Here is a 16329-nt window from a genome sequence, read left to right as displayed (position 1 = left end):
CCCGGATCCTTACAACCCGAGCCTGGACAAGGCTGTAAGGTTGTCGCCACGGACCCGACTCAAGGCCGACACCGACTCGCGACCACAGGGAGTGACCGACTTGACCAAGCGACGCCTGCTGCTGCTGTGCCTCATCGCCCTGGCCTTCGCCGCCTTCTTCCTCTCCGGCGCCGATCAGGCGCTGACCCTGGACAACCTCAAGGCCGAGCAGGTGCGCTTCCAGGCATGGCTGGCCGAGAGGCCGGCGACCGTGGCCGGAGGCTTCTTCCTGATCTACGTGCTGATGGCGGCGCTGTCGCTGCCCGGGGCGACGCTGCTGACCCTGCTGGGCGGGGCCCTGTTCGGTTTCGGCTGGGGGCTCGTGCTGATCTCCTTCGCCAGCACCCTCGGGGCCACCCTGGCCGCCCTCATCGCCCGGACCATCGCCCGGGAGCCCCTGGAGCGGCGCTTTGCCGCCCAGCTGGCGCGGATCAACGCCGGCATCCGCCGGGAAGGGCCCTTCTACCTGTTCACCCTGCGCCTGATCCCCATCTTTCCCTTCTTCGTCATCAACCTGGTGATGGGACTGACGCGCATGCGCCTGACCACCTTCTACTGGGTCAGCCAACTGGGCATGCTGCCGGGCACCGCCGTCTACGTGAACGCCGGCCGCGAGCTGGGGCAGCTGCAGTCCCTGGCCGGGATCCTGTCGCCGGGCCTGATCGGCTCCTTCGTGCTGATCGGCCTCTTCCCCTGGGTGGCCAAGACGCTGGTGGCGGTGGCCAAGCGGCGGCGGCTGGCACGGCGCTTCGGGCGCCCCCGCCGCTTCGACCACGACCTGGTGGTGATCGGGGGCGGTTCGGCGGGCCTGGTGGCCAGCTATATCGCCGCCGCGGTTCGGGCCCGGGTGGCCCTGGTGGAGCGTGGCAAGCTGGGGGGCGATTGCCTGAACACCGGCTGCGTGCCCTCCAAGGCGCTGATCCGGGCGGCCCGGGTGGCCAACGAGATCCGCCGGGCGCCGCGCTACGGGATCTCGGCCGGCGAGCCCGAGGTGGATTTCGCCGCGGTCATGGAGCATGTTCGCGGCGCCATCCGCGGGATCGAGCCCCACGACAGCCGGGAGCGCTACGAGGCGCTGGGCGTGGACGTGATCGCCGGGGAGGCCCGGTTGGAGGATCCCTGGCGGGTGCGGGTCGGCGAGCGAGTGATCACCGCCCGCCACGTCATCATCGCCAGCGGTGCCTCGCCCTGGATTCCCCCGCTACCGGGGCTGGAGGCCGTCGAGGTGCTGACTTCGGATAACCTCTGGTCGCTGGAGACCCTGCCCGAGCGCCTGCTGGTCCTGGGAGGCGGCCCCATCGGCTGCGAACTGGGCCAGAGCTTCGCCCGACTGGGCAGCCGCGTGACCCTGGTGGAGATGGGCGGACAACTGCTGCCCCGGGAGGACGCCGACGTGGCCGGCGAGGTCGAGGCCCGGCTGCGCGAGGAGGGCGTCGCCCTGCACCTGGACAGCCGGGCGCAAAGGGTGGTCCAGGTCGAGGGCGGCGGTCACGCCCTGGAGGTCGACGATGGCGAGGCCACCGTCTTGCTGCCCTTCGATCGCCTGCTGGTGGCGGTGGGGCGGCGCGCCAACGTCGAGGGCCTGGGCCTCGAGGCCCTGGGCGTGGAGACCCGCGCCGACGGCACCCTGGCCGTGGACGAGACCCTGCAGTCGGTGCTGCCCAACGTCTGGGCCTGTGGCGACGTCGCCGGCCCCTACCAGTTGACTCACGCCAGTGCTCACCAGGCCTGGCATGCCACGGTCAATGCGCTGTTCGGGGAGCTCAAGCGCTTTCGGGTCAGCTACCGGGCGATGCCCGCGGTGACCTTCACCGATCCGGAGGTGGCCCGCGTCGGCCTGAACGAACGCGAGGCCATGGCGCAGGGGATCGCCTTCGAGGTCACCCGCTACTCCCTGGCCGATCTGGATCGTGCCATCGCCGAGGGCCAGCGGGACGGCTTCGTCAAGGTGCTGACCGTGCCCGGCAAGGATCGTATCCTCGGGGCCAGTCTGGTGGGCGCCGAGGCGGGTGAGATGCTCGCCGAGTTCACCCTGGCGATGACCCGGGGGATCGGGCTGAACAAGCTGCTCGGCACCGTCCATCCCTATCCGACCCGCGCCGAGGCGGTGAAGGCCACCGCCGGGGTCTGGAAGAATGCCCACAAGCCGGAGCGCCTGCTGGGCTGGCTGGCCCGCTACTTCGCCTGGCGGCGGGGCCAGGGCGTCGCCGATCCCGGTCCGGCTTCCCGCACTACCGGGGCGGATCGCCCGCTGCGCTGAACGAGGGACCAGGATGCTCGACCGTTGGACCATGCCCCTGACCCAGAAACCTCTGCTGCGCCTGGCCGGCCGGCTGGCGAACGCCGGGGTGCGCCCCGACCAGGTGACGATCGCGGCCTTCGCGATCGGCCTCCTGGCCCTGCCGCTGCTGGCCCTGGAGGCCTATGGCGGGGCCCTGGCGGCGATCCTGCTCAATCGCCTGGGCGACGGCCTGGACGGGGCCCTGGCGCGGTTGACCCGCACCGCCACCGACGCGGGGGGCTTTCTCGACATCGGCCTGGACTTCGTCTTCTACGCCGGCGTGGTGCTGGGCTTCGCCCTGGCGGATCCGGCGGCCAACGCCCTGGCGGCCGCCGTGCTGCTGTTCGCCTTCATCGGCACGGGGACCTCCTTTCTGGCCTTCGCCATCATGGCCGCGCGGCATGACCTCAACCGACCGCATTTCCAGCAGAAGGCCTTCTACTACCTGCACGGGCTCACCGAGGGCACCGAGACCGTCCTGGCGCTGGTGGCGTTCTGCCTGTGGCCCGCCCAGTTTCCGGTCCTGGCCCTTGGCTTCGCCGCGGCCTGCCTGGTCACCACGGCCACCCGACTCTGGGGCGGCTATCTCACCCTTAGGGCCCTGCCGCCCGGCACCCGCTGAGCCTTGGCGCGGGCACGAAAAAGGGCAGCCCGATGGGCTGCCCTCTGGCGTCCTGGGACGGTGCCGGTGAGCGTTCAGTGCTCGTGGCCGCCCTCGCCGTGGACATGGCCGTGCTCGATCTCTTCCTGGCTGGCTTCGCGGACCTCGGCGATCTCGACGTCGAAGTTCAGGGTCTGGCCGGCCAGCGGGTGGTTGCCGTCGACGGTGACGGTGTCGCCCTCGACCTTGGTCACGGTGACCATCAGCGGACCGCCCTGGGTCTGGGCCTGGAACTGCATGCCGGGCTCCACGCTCTCGACGCCCTGGAAGGCATCCCGCGGGACTTCCTGCACGAGCTGCGGCTGAACCTCGCCGTAGCCCTCTTCCGGGGCGACCTTCGCCTGGAGCTTGTCGCCTGCCGTACGACCTTCCATTTCCTTCTCGAGACCCGGAATGATGTTGCCGGCGCCGTGGAGATAGGTCAGCGGCTCACGGCCTTCCGAGCTGTCCAGCACTTCACCTGCATCGTTGGTCAGGGTGTAGTGGAAGGCGACAACGGAATTCTGCGCGATCTGCATTGATGAACCTTTGGTGAGTGCATGTAAGAGGTCATGGTAACGTGGCATCCGGGGAGCTGTCAGGAGCAGCACGACATTTTTCAGCTTGTGCGCGGCCTGGCTGAGCCTCGTTCACGTCGGTCGGCGTGGTTGCGTGGCCAGGCCGGCGGGGATACCCTTTCGGCACAGCTTTCCCACCCCGTCATTTCCCTTGCTGGAGACCGCCATGACCGTGACCGTGATCTGGTTGATCGCCTTCGCCGTGATTCTCTTCCTGTGCCTGAACCGTTGGGAGGCCAGCGTCAGCGGCGCCCTCGACGCCCTGCTGCCGGCCGTCCTGCGCAGCGAGGACGACCGTTGGGTCTGGTGCCCGGCCATCGCGGTGCTCGTGGCCACGGCCATCGTCCAGCCGGTGGACCTGCTGCTCACCCTGATCCTCATCGGCCTGATCGCCTTCATCGGCGGCAAGCTGGTGTGCTGGGCCCTGCGCAAGGCTCACTGAGCGGTCTTGAAGCCCCAGGCGAAAGGCCCGCGGTGCAAGCCGCGGGCCTTTCGTTTGCTCGTCGTGCAGCCCGGGGTCAGTAGGGCACCACGCTGACCCGGCTGCCGCTGCCCACCAGACGGACTCGCTGGCCCACCTGGAAGGCCTGGTCGGCCTTCTGCACCACCACCACCGTCTGGCCGGTGTCCTTGCGCACCTCGATCTCCCAGGCAGGGATGCGGTTGGTGGTTTCCTCGATCTTGGTGCCGGCGACGGCACCGCCGATGACGCCGGCCACGGTGGCGAGTTCGCGTCCCGAGCCGCCCCCGATCTGATTGCCGAGCATGCCGCCGATGACCGCGCCGCCGCCCGAACCGAGGATGCCGCCGGCCCGGCTGTCGGCCTGGATCTGGACGCGCCGCAGTGCGGTGATGGTACCGAAGGACACGCTCTGGGCGGTCTTGGCCTGGTTGCCGGTGTAGACGTTGCCCGAATAGGGCGCGGTGTTGGCACAGCCGGCGAGGGTCAGGCTGGCCATGACCAGGACGGGGAGAAGACGTTTCATGCAGACCTCCTTGGCGTCATCGGCGCGTCGCGCCATTCCGAGATGGGGTGTCGGCGAAAGCCCCAGGGGCGAGACCGACGCCCCCGGCGCCTGTCGGGTTTGACCGGTCGTCACGAGAATCACGGATTTCGAGTCAAATTGTTCGATCCATTGAGGCGCATAGCGCGCGATTTCACGACATGGATCGAATGACGTCGGCCGAAAGCCCGGGATTCGTAGTCGATCAGCGTTAAGCTCGACAGGCTCCTAGTGTAGACAGGCGAACCGCCAACGAAAAAAGGGGAGGCCGGGCCTCCCCAAGGGTTCCAGTCTTGCGAACTTGGACGTCGATCAGCCGAACTGGTTCATGGTGTTGTCCTTGCCGCCGGCCTTGAGGGCCGCCTCGCCATGGAAGAACTCCTTGTGGTCGTCACCGATGTTGGAGCCGGCCATGTCCTGGTGCTTGACGGTGGCGATGCCCTCGCGGATCTCGCGGCGCTGGACGCCCGCCACGTAGGCCAGCATGCCCTCGTCGCCGAAGTAGCCCTTGGCCAGGTTGTCGGTGGACAGGGCCGCGGTGTGGTAGGTCGGCAGGGTGATGAGGTGGTGGAAGATGCCGGCCTCCCGTGAGGCGTCGCGCTGGAAGTTGCGAGTCCACTCGTCGGCCTGGGCGGCCAGTTCGGTGTCGTCGTACTTGGCGTTCATCAGGTCGGCACGGTCGTAGGCGCTGACGTCTCGGCCCTCGGCCTCCCAGGCATCGAACACCTGCTGGCGGAAGTTCAGGGTCCAGTTGAAGGACGGCGAGTTGTTGTAGACCAGCTTGGCGTCCGGGCAGACCTCGCGGATGCGGTTGACCATGCCGGCGATCTGGCCGACGTGGGGCTTCTCGGTCTCGATCCACAGCAGGTCGGCGCCGTTCTGCAGGCTGGTGATGCAGTCCAGCACCACCCGGTCCTCGCCGGTGCCCGGCTTGAACTGGTAGAGGCCGGAGGCCAGGCGCTTGACCTTGACCAGCTTGCCGTTCTGCTTGATGACCACGTCGCCGTTGTCGATGTCGGCGGCCGAGGTGATCTCGTCGCCGTCCAGGTAGCTGTTGTACTGGTCGCCCAGGTCGCCCGGTTCGTTGGTCACGGCGATCTTCTGGGTCAGGCCGGCGCCCAGGGAGTCGGTGCGGGCGACGATGACGCCGTCCTCGACCCCGAGCTCCAGGAAGGCATAGCGCACGGCGTTGATCTTGGCGATGAAGTCCTCGTGGGGCACGGTGACCTTGCCGTCCTGGTGGCCGCACTGCTTCTCGTCGGAGACCTGGTTCTCGATCTGGATGCAGCAGGCGCCCGCCTCGATCATCTTCTTGGCCAGCAGGTAGGTCGCCTCGGCGTTGCCGAAGCCGGCGTCGATGTCGGCGATGATCGGCACCACGTGGGTCTCGTGGTTGTCGATCCTGGCCACGAGCTCGTCGGCCTTGGCCTGGTCACCGGCCTTCTTGGCCTCCTCCAGGTCGCGGAAGAGGTGGTTGAGCTCCCAGGTGTCGGCCTGGCGCAGGAAGGTGTAGAGCTCCTCGATCAGGGCAGGCACGCTGGTCTTCTCGTGCATGGACTGGTCGGGCAGCGGGCCGAACTCGGAGCGCAGCGCGGCGACCATCCAGCCGGAGAGGTAGAGGTAACGACGCTTGGTGGTGCCGAAATGCTTCTTGATGGAGATCAGCTTCTGCTGACCGATGAAGCCGTGCCAGCAGCCGAGCGACTGGGTGTACTGGGCGCTGTCGGCGTCATAGGCGGCCATGTCCTCGCGCATGATCTTGGCGGTATAGCGGGCGATGTCCAGGCCGGTGTGGAAGCGGTTCTGCACCCGCATGCGGGCCGCATGCTCCGGATCGATGTTGTCCCACTTGCCGCGTTGGGCCTCGCGCAGCTGGGCCAGGGTCTTGAGTTCGTCGTTGAATGCTGCCATGGGGCCATCCTCTCTCGCTTGGAAGTCTCGTCGGCGCTGCCGTCCTGGGTCGGCATTGCCCCCGCGGGAATCGCCGGCTGCATCATTCGGCAAAGCCTTATGCTGCATCTGCGAAGTCTTGTCAGGTTCGTCCGCATTACCGGGCCTGTCTCTAGGGCCTTGGTCGAACCCCGGCGAGCTGGGGAGGAGAGTCTCGACTACATGAACAAGCGTTTGACCCGTTGCGCTCCCCGCTCGTCTTGGTAGTCACTATGGCCCGCCATGGCGGGGGACAACAATTGATCCTTGGGGGCAGGGAGCGTTGTAGCCCGACTACAGGAAAGCGGGCTGGGGGGCGATTCCTGTAGTCGGGTTTCCTGGAGAGGGGATGGGAGGGCGGCTCAGTCGTCGAACCGGCGCACCATGTTGCGGTGCGGAATTCCCGCCTCCATGAAGGTCTCGCCCTGGGGAAGGAAGCCCAGCCGTTCGTAGAAGGCCAGGGCGTGAGTCTGGGCGGCGAGTTCCACCCGGGCGAAGCCCTGGCGCCGGGCGGCGGCGATCGCCGCCTCCATCAGCGCCACGCCGATGCCGGCACCGCGATGGACGGGGAGCACCGCGACCCGGCCGATATGCCCATCGGGCAGCAGGCGGGCGGTGCCGATGGCGACGCCGTCGAGCACTGCCAGGAAGTGGGTGCTCTGGTCGTCAAGGCCGTCCCACTCTTCCTCCCGTGGGACGCGCTGCTCCTCGATGAAGACGAGGCGACGAATCTCCGAGGCCTGAGTGCCCAGTGTGGCCCAGTCCCCCTCGCGGATCTCGGTGGCGCTCTTCATGTGTCATTCCTCCTCGTCGTCCCAGGGCCAGCCGAGGCTGCCGGCGTCGAACAGCCGGGCCAGGATGGCCGGGGCCTCGTGATGGATCAGCATGTCGACGTCGATCGGTTGCGGGCCGGCCAGTGCCCGGGCCAGGCCCGGCGAGCATTCCATGCCGTCGCCGTCGGCGAACAGCGTGGCTTGGCCATCCTCGCGGAGGCGCCAGGCGAAGCGCGAGCCGGGGCTGCGCTCCAGGACCTCGCCCTCCTGTAGTGCGGCGACAAGCGCCTCGGGGTCGGTGGGCGTCTCCGTGGGCACCAGCTGGTCGACGTACTTGGGCTGGGTCATCACTCGGCCGAACCACTGGGCCAGCTGGGCCGGGTCATCCAGGGTCTCCAGGATCAGTGCCCGCATGCGGGCGAGCGCCGCGTCGTCGAGCTCGGCCGGGTCGTCGGGCGGCACCATGCCGGCATCCGCGTAGCGGCGCGAGGGGGGAAGCTGCTCGCCGATGTAGTCGGCGAAGGAGGTGACGGCCTCGTCGGCCGAGGGCGCGCGGAAGCCCACCGAGAAGGTCATGCAGTCCTCGGACTGGCTGACGCCATGATGCGCCCAGCCCGGCGGCAGGTAGAGCATGTCGCCCGGCTCCAGGGTCCAGTCCTGTCCGGCCTCCACCTCGAAGGTCTCGAGGATGCGCAGGTCGATGCCGGCGAGGATGGGGGCGTCGTCGGGAACCTTGCCGCCGAGCTGCCAGCGCCGCCGGCCGCTGGCCTGGAGCAGGAAGACGTCGTACTGATCGACGTGGGGGCCGACGCTGCCTCCCGGCGGGGCGTAGCTGACCATGATGTCGTCCAGCCGCCAGCGGGGCAGGAAGGTGAAGGCCTCGAGCAGCGCCGCCACCTCGGGCACGTAGTGGTCCACGGCCTGGACCAGCAGGGTCCAGTCGCGCTCAGGCAGCCGGGCGAAGGTCGCCTCGTCGAAGGGACCGTGGCTGACCTGCCAGGGACCCTCGGGGCCGCGTTCCTCGACCAGGCGGGCCTCGACGTTGTCCTCGCAGGCCAGTCCCGCCAGCTCGTCGGGGGACAGCGGGCTCTCGAAGTCGGGGAAGGCCCCGCGGATCAGCAGCGGCTGGCGCTGCCAGTGCTCGCGCAGGAAGTCGGCGGCGGAAAGGCCGCCGAGCAGTTGCCGGGGCGTATCGGTTGACATAAGGATCCTGGGACTCGAATGGGATGAGTGAGCAACCGGGCCATGGCGTGAAGCTGGAAGAGCGCCCGCTTCGCGGGCTTGAGCTTGAAGCTGGAAGCAACCCCTTGCTTCTGCGGCAGAAGGCGGCAATCTGCCTTCCAGCTTCCAGCTTCCAGCTTCCAGCTTCCAGCTTCCAGCTTCCAGCTTCCAGCTTCCAGCTTCCAGCTTCCAGCTTCCAGCTTCCAGCTTCCAGCTTAGAGCTTGCGCGCCTGGGCCTCGGCGTTGCCGATGTAGTTGGCCGGCGTTAGCGCCTTGAGCTCGGCCTTGACCGTCTCGGGCAGTTCCAGGGTGTCGATGAAGGCGGCGAAGCCGGCCTGATCGATCCGCTTGCCGCGGGTGAGCTCCTTGAGCTTCTCGTAGGGCTTCTCGATGCCGTAGCGGCGCATCACCGTCTGGATCGGCTCGGCCAGCACCTCCCAGCTGTTGTCCAGGTCCTCGGCCAGGCGCGCCGGGTTGGCCTCGAGCTTGCCGATGCCCTTGAGCGAGGCCTGGTAGGCGACCAGGGCGTAGGCCAGGCCGACCCCCAGGTTGCGCAGCACCGTGGAGTCGGTGAGGTCGCGCTGCCAGCGCGAGATCGGCAGCTTCTCGGCCAGGTGGCCGAGCATGGCGTTGGCCAGCCCCAGGTTGCCCTCGGAGTTCTCGAAGTCGATGGGGTTGACCTTGTGGGGCATGGTGGAGGAGCCGATCTCGCCGGCCACGGTCTTCTGCTTGAAGTAGCCCAGCGAGATGTAGCCCCAGACGTCGCGGTCGAAGTCGATCAGCACGGTGTTGAAGCGACACACGGCGTCGAACAGTTCGGCGATGTAGTCGTGGGGCTCGATCTGGGTGGTGTAGGGGTTGAAGCTCAGGCCCAGGCCCTCGACGAAGGTGCGGGCGTTGGCCTCCCAGTCGATCTCCGGGTAGGTGGCCAGGTGGGCGTTGTAGTTGCCCACGGCACCGTTGATCTTGCCGAGCAGCTCCATGCCCTCGATCTGCTTCAGCTGGCGGCGCAGGCGATAGGCCACGTTGGCCATTTCCTTGCCCAGGGTGGTGGGGCTGGCGGTCTGGCCATGGGTGCGCGACAGCATCGGCTGGGCGGCGTGCTCCTCGGCCAGGCGGGCCACCTCGTCGGTCACCTCGTGCATCACCGGCAGCAGGGCGTCCAGGCCGCCGCGCAGCATCAGGGCGTGGGACAGGTTGTTGATGTCCTCGCTGGTGCAGGCGAAGTGCACGAACTCGGTGATGGCGTGCAGCTCCGGCTGGTTCGCGATGCGCTCCTTGATGAAGTACTCCACCGCCTTGACGTCATGGTTGGTGGTGCGCTCGATCTCCTTGATGCGCTCGGCGTCCTCCAGGGAGAAGTCGCGGACCAGGGCGTCCAGGGCCGCGGTGGCCTCGGCGGAGAGCGGCGGCACCTCGACGATCTGGGGGTGCTCGGCCAGGCGCTGGAGCCAGCGGGCCTCGACGGTGACCCGGGCGCGGATCAGGCCGAACTCGCTGAAGTGCTCGCGCAGGCTCTCGGCCTTGCTGCCGTAGCGGCCGTCGACGGGGGAAAGGGCGGTGAGGGCGGTCAAGGGAAGGGACTTGGGCTGCATGGGGTCGTGTTCCGGGTGGGAGTGGTCGGTTCGGTTACAGGGTGTCCAGGGTCTTCTTCAGGGCCCCCCGCTGGAAGACCAGCTTCCAGCGGCGGCCGCCCTGCTGGTGCCAGAGCAGGGCGAAGCGGATGCCGGCCAGCAGGCAGGCGCGGACCCGCTCCGGCATCATGCGGCTCTGCAGCAGCGAGGGATCGCCCTGGACGACGATGCGGCTCTTGAAGGTGGAGAGGGTGTCCTGGTAGGCCTCGCCGAGGCTGGCGATGACGTTCTCGTGGGTCGCGCCGAAGTGCTCGGCCTGGCCCTGGGCCCGGGCCAGGCGCTGGCCCAGGGCATCCATCATGGCCGTGTCGGTGCGCAGCTTGCTCATCAGCATCAGCAGCGAGAACCCGTAGCGCATGACCACCGGGTTGGCCTGGCGCCGCCCCAGCATGCCCTCGAGCACCTCCAGGCCACGGCGCAGGTTGTTGGGATGGCCGCCGTAGATGGCTTCGAAGCTCGCCGGGTCGGTTTCCAGGGTGGCATGGATCAGGGTGTCCCAGGCGCGCTGGTCGACATGGCCGGTGCGCGCCAGCTCGTCGACCAGGCTGGCGGCCTGGAAGACCCCGGCCAGGGCCAGGGCCTGGCGGGCGGTGGGCGAGTCGGGCGCGCGGTGGATGGGGGTGGTGCCGTTCATCGGCCGGCCTCCGCGGCGTTCCAGGTGGCGCGGATCACTCCGCCGCCCAGGCAGATCTCGCCGTCGTAGAGCACCAGCGACTGGCCGGGGGTGACCGCCCGCTGGGGATCGTCGAAGCGCACCTCCACGCCGCCGTCCTCGGCCGCCCGGAAGGCACAGGGCACGTCGGCCTGGCGATAGCGGGTCTTGGCGGTCAGGCGGCCCTCCGGGGCCGGCGGCTCGCCGGCCACCCAGTCCATGGGTTCGGTGGCCAGGCTGTCGGTGTACAGCAGGGGATGGTGCTTGCCCTGGACGGCAATGAGGACGTTGCGTTCGAGGTCCTTGCCGGCCACGTACCAGGGGGCGTCCGGATAGTCGGCCAGCCCGCCGATGCCGAGCCCCTGGCGCTGGCCCAGGGTGTGGTACATCAGCCCCATGTGCTCGCCGATGACGTCGCCGTCGGGCGTCTCGATGGTGCCCGGCTGGGCCGGCAGGTACTGCCGAAGGAAGTCGCGGAAGCGTCGCTCGCCGATGAAACAGATCCCGGTGGAATCCTTCTTGCGCGCGGTGACCAGGTCGTGGCGCTCGGCGATGGTCCGCACCTCGGGCTTCTCCAGCTCGCCGACCGGGAAGAGGGTGCGGGCGATGGCCGCCTCGGGCACGGCGTGCAGGAAGTAGCTCTGGTCCTTGTTGGGATCGAGCCCCTTGAGCAGTCGCGGGTGACCGTCACGCACCGCCTCGCGCACGTAGTGCCCGGTGGCGATCCTGTCGGCGCCGAGCATCTCGGCGTACTCGAGGAACACCTTGAACTTGATCTCGCGGTTGCAGAGGATGTCCGGGTTCGGGGTCCGCCCGGCCCGGTACTCGGCGAGGAAGTGCTCGAAGACGTTATCCCAGTACTCGGCGGCGAAGTTGGCCGTATGCAGGGGGATGCCGAGTTTCTCGCATACCGCCTCGGCATCCGCCAGGTCCGCCTTGGCGGTGCAGTATTCGGTGCCGTCGTCCTCGTCCCAGTTCTTCATGAACAGGCCTTCCACCTGGTAGCCCTGCTCGAGCAGCAGCAGGGCCGAGACGGAGGAGTCGACACCGCCGGACATGCCGACGATGACCTTGCCTTGGGTGGCTGTCATGGCGCTCTCGGATTCGATGGGTCGCAAATGGGGCGGAATTATACATGATGTGAGCGCCGAGCGCCGAGCGCCCTTCGGGCAGCTACAAGCTACAAGGAGCAAGCTACAAGGAAACCCCTTGTAGCCCGCCTCGGGGGCTTATCATACGGCCTGGAGTGCCCCTGAATTTGTAGACACCTTACCTGCAACCCGGAGGTAAGGTGCTATGCGCTTGAAAACCCGTCGCCAGTTCTCCCTGGAGTTCAAACGCCATGTGGTCCAGCATTCGCTGGAGTCCCCCGAACCCCAGGCCCGCGTAGCGGAGCGGTTCGGGATACACCCGAAACTGCTAGGTCGATGGAGGCGAGAACTCGTGACCACGGATGACCGCCAGCCCAAGGGGGTGCCCAACGCGGGTCCCCACAAGAGCCAGCATGAGCTGGAGCGTGAGAACCGGCGACTCAAGAAGCGTCTCGAGCGGGCCGAGCTGGAAGTCGAAATCCTAAAAAAGGCCAACGAGTACTTCGCCAAAGACCCGAAGTGAAGTTCGCCTTCATCAAGCGCTACCGCTCCCGACGCTGGACGGTTGTTTTGATGTGCGGAGTACTCGGCGTGTCCAAGGCGGGCTTCTATCGCTGGCTAAGTCGCCGACCGTCCCCCCAGGTGACGGAGAACGAGCGCCTGTTGCGCTTCCTGCTGGCCGAAGCTGACCGGCAGGCAGGCGTACCAGGTTATCGCAAACTCTGGCAGGCGGCCGTGAACGTGGGCTTTGCCTGTAGCCAGAATCGTGTGCAGCGGCTCCTGCAGCGCGCGGGCTATCGCTCGACACGGGCCTTGCGCCCCGGTTATCGGCGCCCCAAGCCTGGCCTGCCGGCCTTACCCAACCTGCTGAACCGAGAATTCGATGTGACGGCGCCCAATCGCGTCTGGGTCTCGGACATCACACAGGTACGCTGTCACGAAGGCTGGTGGTACCTGGCCATCGTCATGGACCTGTATTCCCGGCGGATCGTCGGCTGGGCCGGTGGGCCTCTCAACGACAGCCACCTGGTGGAGCGGGCGCTGAGGATGGCCTGGGCGGCGCGGCAGCCCTCAAGCGGAGGCATGCTGTTCCATTCAGATCAGGGGGCGCAGTACCGCAGCGAGAACGTGATGCGGTGGCTGACGGAGCGAGGCATCACGTTGAGCATGTCCCGTCGTGGCAATTGCTGGGATAACGCCTGTGCCGAGAGTTTCTTTGCCCAGCTGAAGGAAGAGTGGCTCCGTCGCCTGGCACGGCAGAGTCGTGCTGAACTGCAGGCTGAGGCGGAGTACTACATCGAAGAGTATTACGATAAGGTGCGGCTGCATGGCGCCTTGGGCGGGGTATCGCCCAAGGCGTTTGAAGCCGCTGCCTGATCAAGGTGTCTACTTTTTCAGGGCCACCTCAGCCTTGCAGCTTGCAGCTTGCAGCTTGCAGCTTGCAGCTTCGCGCGAAGCGCGGCTAGCGCTCGTGTATCACGTCCATGGGATAGAAGCGACCGTTCCGCGCATCGTGGATCCGCCGCATCACCAGGGGGCTGCGCAGCCGGCCGTCCCGCTCCAGGGCTTCCAGTTCCTCCAGGGTCAGCCAGTGCGCGGCCCGGATCGCCGGGTCCAGGCCGTGGCCGAGATGGGCCAGGGCCATGCCGTAGAAGCCGTGGCTGTGGAAGGTCTTGCCGTCCGGCGCCCGGAAGACGTAGAGCCCCAGGTAGTCGGTGAGCCCGACCTGCCAGGCGGTCTCCTCGCGAAGCTCGCGCAGGGCCGCGTCGCGGATGCCTTCGCCGGCTTCCAGGTGGCCGGCGGGCTGATTGAACTCGGTGTGCGGCCCGCCCCGGTCCTCCTCGACCATCAGGTAACGGCCGGCGCGTTCCACCACGCTGGCCACGGTCACGAAGGGTTGCCAGCGGCTCATCGGCGTCTCCTCGGTCGGCGGCCTCGTCCCGCCGGCGGTTGGGGGGCATGCAGGGTCTCGCGACGCCACTCCCCGGGGGCCAGGCCGTCGAGCCGCCATGGGCCGATGGCGACCCGGACCAGCCTCAGGGTGGGGCGGCCGACATGGGCGGTCATGCGCCGAACCTGGCGGTTGCGGCCTTCCTCGATGGTCAGCTCCAGCCAGGTGGTGACCGGGTGGCGTTTCGGGTCCAGGGGAGGATCCCGTTCCGGCAGGCCGCTCTCGGCCAGTCGGCGGACCTTGGCCGGGCGGGTCCGGCCGTCCTTCAGCTCGATACCGTCACGCAAGGCCCGCAGGGCGTCGTCGTCGGGCTCGCCCTCCACCTGGACACGGTAGGTCTTGGGCTGCTTGTGGCGGGGATGGCTGATGCGGTGGATCAGCTCGCCGTCATCGGACAGCAGCAGCAGCCCCTCGGAATCGTGGTCGAGCCGGCCGGCGGGGTAGATGCCCGGCACGTCGATGACGTCGGCCAGGGTCGCACGCCGTTCGCCGGCCTGCGTGCCGCGGTCGGTGAACTGCGAGAGCATGCGATAGGGCTTGTGCAGGAGATAGAGGGCGCTCATTCGACCAAGGTCTTGCTACCATGGATTGTCGACAAATACCCGGCCAAGCCTACTCCGAGCGGCGGGGGGAATGCTATACTCCGCGCTCCACTGAACAGACCAGACAGGGGAGTTCTCAATGGGGTTCCAGAAAATTGTCGTACCCGAGGGCGGTTCCAAGATCACCGTCAACGCCGACAACACCCTGAACGTGCCGAACGAGCCGATCATCCCGTTCATCGAGGGTGACGGTATCGGCGTCGACGTCACGCCGGCCATGAAGATCGCCGTCGATGCCGCCGTGCAGAAGGCCTACAACGGCGAGCGCAAGATCCACTGGATGGAGGTCTATGCCGGCGAGAAGGCCACTCAGGTCTACGACCCCGACACCTGGCTGCCGGAAGAGACCCTGGAGGCGGTCAAGGACTTCGTCGTCTCCATCAAGGGCCCGCTGACCACGCCGGTGGGCGGCGGCATCCGCTCCCTGAACGTGGCCCTGCGCCAGAAGCTCGACCTCTACGTCTGCCAGCGCCCGGTGCGTTGGTTCGAGGGCGTGCCGAGCCCGGTCAAGAAGCCGGGTGACGTGGACATGGTCATCTTCCGCGAGAACTCCGAGGACATCTACGCCGGCGTCGAGTGGAAGGCCGGCAGCCCGGAAGCCGACAAGGTGATCAAGTTCCTGCGCGAGGAAATGGGCGTCACCAACATCCGCTTCCCCGAGATGTGCGGCATCGGCGTCAAGCCGGTCTCCGAGGAAGGCACCAAGCGCCTGGTGCGTCAGGCCATCCAGTACGCCGTCGACAACGACCGCGACTCGGTGACCCTGGTGCACAAGGGCAACATCATGAAGTTCACCGAGGGTGCCTTCAAGGACTGGGGCTACGAGATCGCCAAGGACGAGTTTGGCGCCGAGCTGCTCGACGGCGGCCCCTGGATGACCTTCAAGAACCCCAAGACCGGCAAGGACATCGTGGTCAAGGACGTCATCGCCGACGCCATGCTGCAGCAGATCCTGCTGCGCCCGGCCGAGTACGACGTCATCGCCACCCTGAACCTCAACGGTGACTACATCTCCGACGCCCTGGCGGCGGAAGTCGGCGGCATCGGCATCGCGCCGGGCGCCAACCTGTCCGACGCCGTGGCCATGTTCGAGGCCACCCACGGCACCGCGCCCAAGTACGCCGGCCAGGACAAGGTCAACCCCGGCTCGCTGATCCTCTCCGCCGAGATGATGCTGCGCCACATGGGCTGGACCGAGGCCGCCGACCTGATCCTCCAGGGCATGGAGAAGGCCATCTCCAAGGGCGAGGTCACCTACGACTTCCATCGCCTGATGGAAAACGCCACCCTGTTCAAGTGCTCCGAGTTCGGCCAGGCCGTCGCCGACAACATGTAAGCGTCGCCGCCTGAATCGGGGCCCCCGTCCGCCCGGCGGACGGGGGCCCTTTTGCGTCCGTGCCGCAGGTCCTTGCGGTAGGATGAACCCTGCCGGCCCGGTGGCGTCCAAAAACGGTTGAGACGCGCTGCGGCGGCCGGCTTGTCGATATCGATAGTGGTGCTTATGTTCAAGACAAAGGAGGTGAAGGGCATGGCGGACCGTCTCGCCCCGCCCCATGCCGGGATGACGCGCCCCCCGGGGCCCGAGGAGGAAGGCGACGGTGATCTGGCGGTGCAGTCGTCGGAGCCGGAGCTGGCGCGACCGCCGATGTACAAGGTGGTGTTGCACAACGACGACTTCACGCCCATGGAGTTCGTGGTGGAGGTCCTGCAGACGTTCTTCAACATGGACAACGAGACCGCGGTGCAGGTGATGCTCACCGTGCACACCCGGGGCAAGGCGACCTGCGGCGTCTTCACCCGCGACATCGCGGAAACCAAGAGCCACCAGGTCAATCAATATGCCCGAGAGTGCCAGCACCCGCTGCTGTGCGACATCGAGGCAACGGATTGACCATCGGCATGGTCGAAGGGGAAACGCAAGCGTTGGCGTAGCG

The 16329-nt window shown here is 67.6% G+C and carries 16 protein-coding genes; 6 read left to right on the top strand and 10 right to left on the bottom strand.

The window, feature by feature from the left end:
- Positions 1-100: 100 nt before the first annotated feature.
- Positions 101-2299 carry an FAD-dependent oxidoreductase gene (locus BEI_RS12190; RefSeq protein ID WP_097789769.1) on the top strand — a complete coding sequence of 733 codons (2199 nt, stop codon included), beginning with the start codon at positions 101-103 and terminating at the stop codon, positions 2297-2299.
- A gap of 13 nt (positions 2300-2312) precedes the next feature.
- Positions 2313-2942 carry a CDP-alcohol phosphatidyltransferase family protein gene (locus BEI_RS12185; RefSeq protein ID WP_097789768.1) on the top strand — a complete coding sequence of 210 codons (630 nt, stop codon included), beginning with the start codon at positions 2313-2315 and terminating at the stop codon, positions 2940-2942.
- Between the two features lie 74 nt (positions 2943-3016).
- On the opposite strand, the gene BEI_RS12180 is transcribed toward BEI_RS12185, so the two are convergent.
- Positions 3017-3499 carry an FKBP-type peptidyl-prolyl cis-trans isomerase gene (locus BEI_RS12180; RefSeq protein ID WP_097789767.1) on the bottom strand — a complete coding sequence of 161 codons (483 nt, stop codon included), beginning with the start codon at positions 3497-3499 and terminating at the stop codon, positions 3017-3019.
- A 205-nt stretch (positions 3500-3704) separates the two neighbouring features.
- On the opposite strand from BEI_RS12180, the gene BEI_RS12175 reads away from it, so the two are divergent.
- A complete protein-coding gene (locus BEI_RS12175; protein WP_097789766.1) occupies positions 3705-3980 on the top strand; it encodes a hypothetical protein in 276 nt (91 codons plus the stop codon).
- Between the two features lie 76 nt (positions 3981-4056).
- On the opposite strand, the gene BEI_RS12170 is transcribed toward BEI_RS12175, so the two are convergent.
- The 7 genes from BEI_RS12170 to mnmA all read right to left on the bottom strand — a co-directional run bounded on the left by BEI_RS12170 (position 4057) and on the right by mnmA (position 11842).
- Positions 4057-4524 (bottom strand): outer membrane lipoprotein, encoded by a 468-nt coding sequence (locus BEI_RS12170; protein ID WP_097789765.1) that lies wholly within the window; start codon positions 4522-4524, stop codon positions 4057-4059.
- A 330-nt stretch (positions 4525-4854) separates the two neighbouring features.
- Complete coding sequence (locus BEI_RS12165) at positions 4855-6453, bottom strand: isocitrate lyase (protein ID WP_097789764.1); 1599 nt, start codon at positions 6451-6453, stop codon at positions 4855-4857.
- A 380-nt stretch (positions 6454-6833) separates the two neighbouring features.
- Positions 6834-7265, bottom strand: coding sequence for a GNAT family N-acetyltransferase (locus BEI_RS12160; RefSeq protein ID WP_097789763.1), 432 nt, complete (start codon positions 7263-7265; stop codon positions 6834-6836).
- Between the two features lie 3 nt (positions 7266-7268).
- Complete coding sequence (locus BEI_RS12155; protein ID WP_097791073.1) at positions 7269-8447, bottom strand: ribosomal protein uL16 3-hydroxylase; 1179 nt, start codon at positions 8445-8447, stop codon at positions 7269-7271.
- 233 nt (positions 8448-8680) lie between these two features.
- Positions 8681-10060, bottom strand: a complete 1380-nt coding sequence (purB, locus tag BEI_RS12150; protein ID WP_097789762.1) for an adenylosuccinate lyase — start codon at positions 10058-10060, stop codon at positions 8681-8683.
- Between the two features lie 34 nt (positions 10061-10094).
- Positions 10095-10733: a high frequency lysogenization protein HflD gene (gene hflD / locus BEI_RS12145; RefSeq protein WP_097789761.1), complete on the bottom strand. Its 639-nt coding sequence runs from the start codon at positions 10731-10733 to the stop codon at positions 10095-10097.
- Positions 10730-11842 carry a tRNA 2-thiouridine(34) synthase MnmA gene (mnmA, locus tag BEI_RS12140; protein ID WP_097789760.1) on the bottom strand — a complete coding sequence of 371 codons (1113 nt, stop codon included), beginning with the start codon at positions 11840-11842 and terminating at the stop codon, positions 10730-10732. The genes hflD and mnmA overlap by 4 nt, the downstream gene beginning before the upstream one ends.
- Before the next feature lie 205 nt (positions 11843-12047).
- Between mnmA and BEI_RS12135 the strand changes: the two genes are divergently transcribed.
- A protein-coding gene (locus BEI_RS12135; protein ID WP_097789061.1) for an IS3 family transposase occupies positions 12048-13219 on the top strand; the annotation gives its coding sequence in 2 pieces (ribosomal slippage) (positions 12048-12324 and positions 12324-13219; 1173 coding nt in all).
- A gap of 85 nt (positions 13220-13304) precedes the next feature.
- Here BEI_RS12135 and BEI_RS12130 read toward each other — a convergent pair.
- Both BEI_RS12130 and BEI_RS12125 read right to left on the bottom strand, forming a co-directional pair.
- On the bottom strand, positions 13305-13754 hold the full coding sequence (locus BEI_RS12130; RefSeq protein ID WP_097789759.1) for an NUDIX domain-containing protein: 450 nt from the start codon (positions 13752-13754) through the stop codon (positions 13305-13307).
- The gene (locus tag BEI_RS12125) at positions 13751-14356 is read right to left on the bottom strand and encodes a pseudouridine synthase (protein WP_097789758.1); all 606 of its coding nucleotides are present in this window, start codon (positions 14354-14356) and stop codon (positions 13751-13753) included. The genes BEI_RS12130 and BEI_RS12125 overlap by 4 nt, the downstream gene beginning before the upstream one ends.
- Before the next feature lie 118 nt (positions 14357-14474).
- Between BEI_RS12125 and icd the strand changes: the two genes are divergently transcribed.
- On the top strand, positions 14475-15731 hold the full coding sequence (icd, locus tag BEI_RS12120; protein WP_097789757.1) for an NADP-dependent isocitrate dehydrogenase: 1257 nt from the start codon (positions 14475-14477) through the stop codon (positions 15729-15731).
- A 192-nt stretch (positions 15732-15923) separates the two neighbouring features.
- Positions 15924-16286 (top strand): ATP-dependent Clp protease adapter ClpS, encoded by a 363-nt coding sequence (clpS, locus tag BEI_RS12115; protein ID WP_193765106.1) that lies wholly within the window; start codon positions 15924-15926, stop codon positions 16284-16286.
- Positions 16287-16329 lie beyond the last annotated feature (43 nt).

The organism is Halomonas beimenensis, assembly GCF_002549795.1.
Classification (GTDB): Bacteria; Pseudomonadota; Gammaproteobacteria; order Pseudomonadales; family Halomonadaceae; genus Halomonas; species Halomonas beimenensis.
This window is presented reverse-complemented; position numbering and strand designations above follow the sequence as displayed.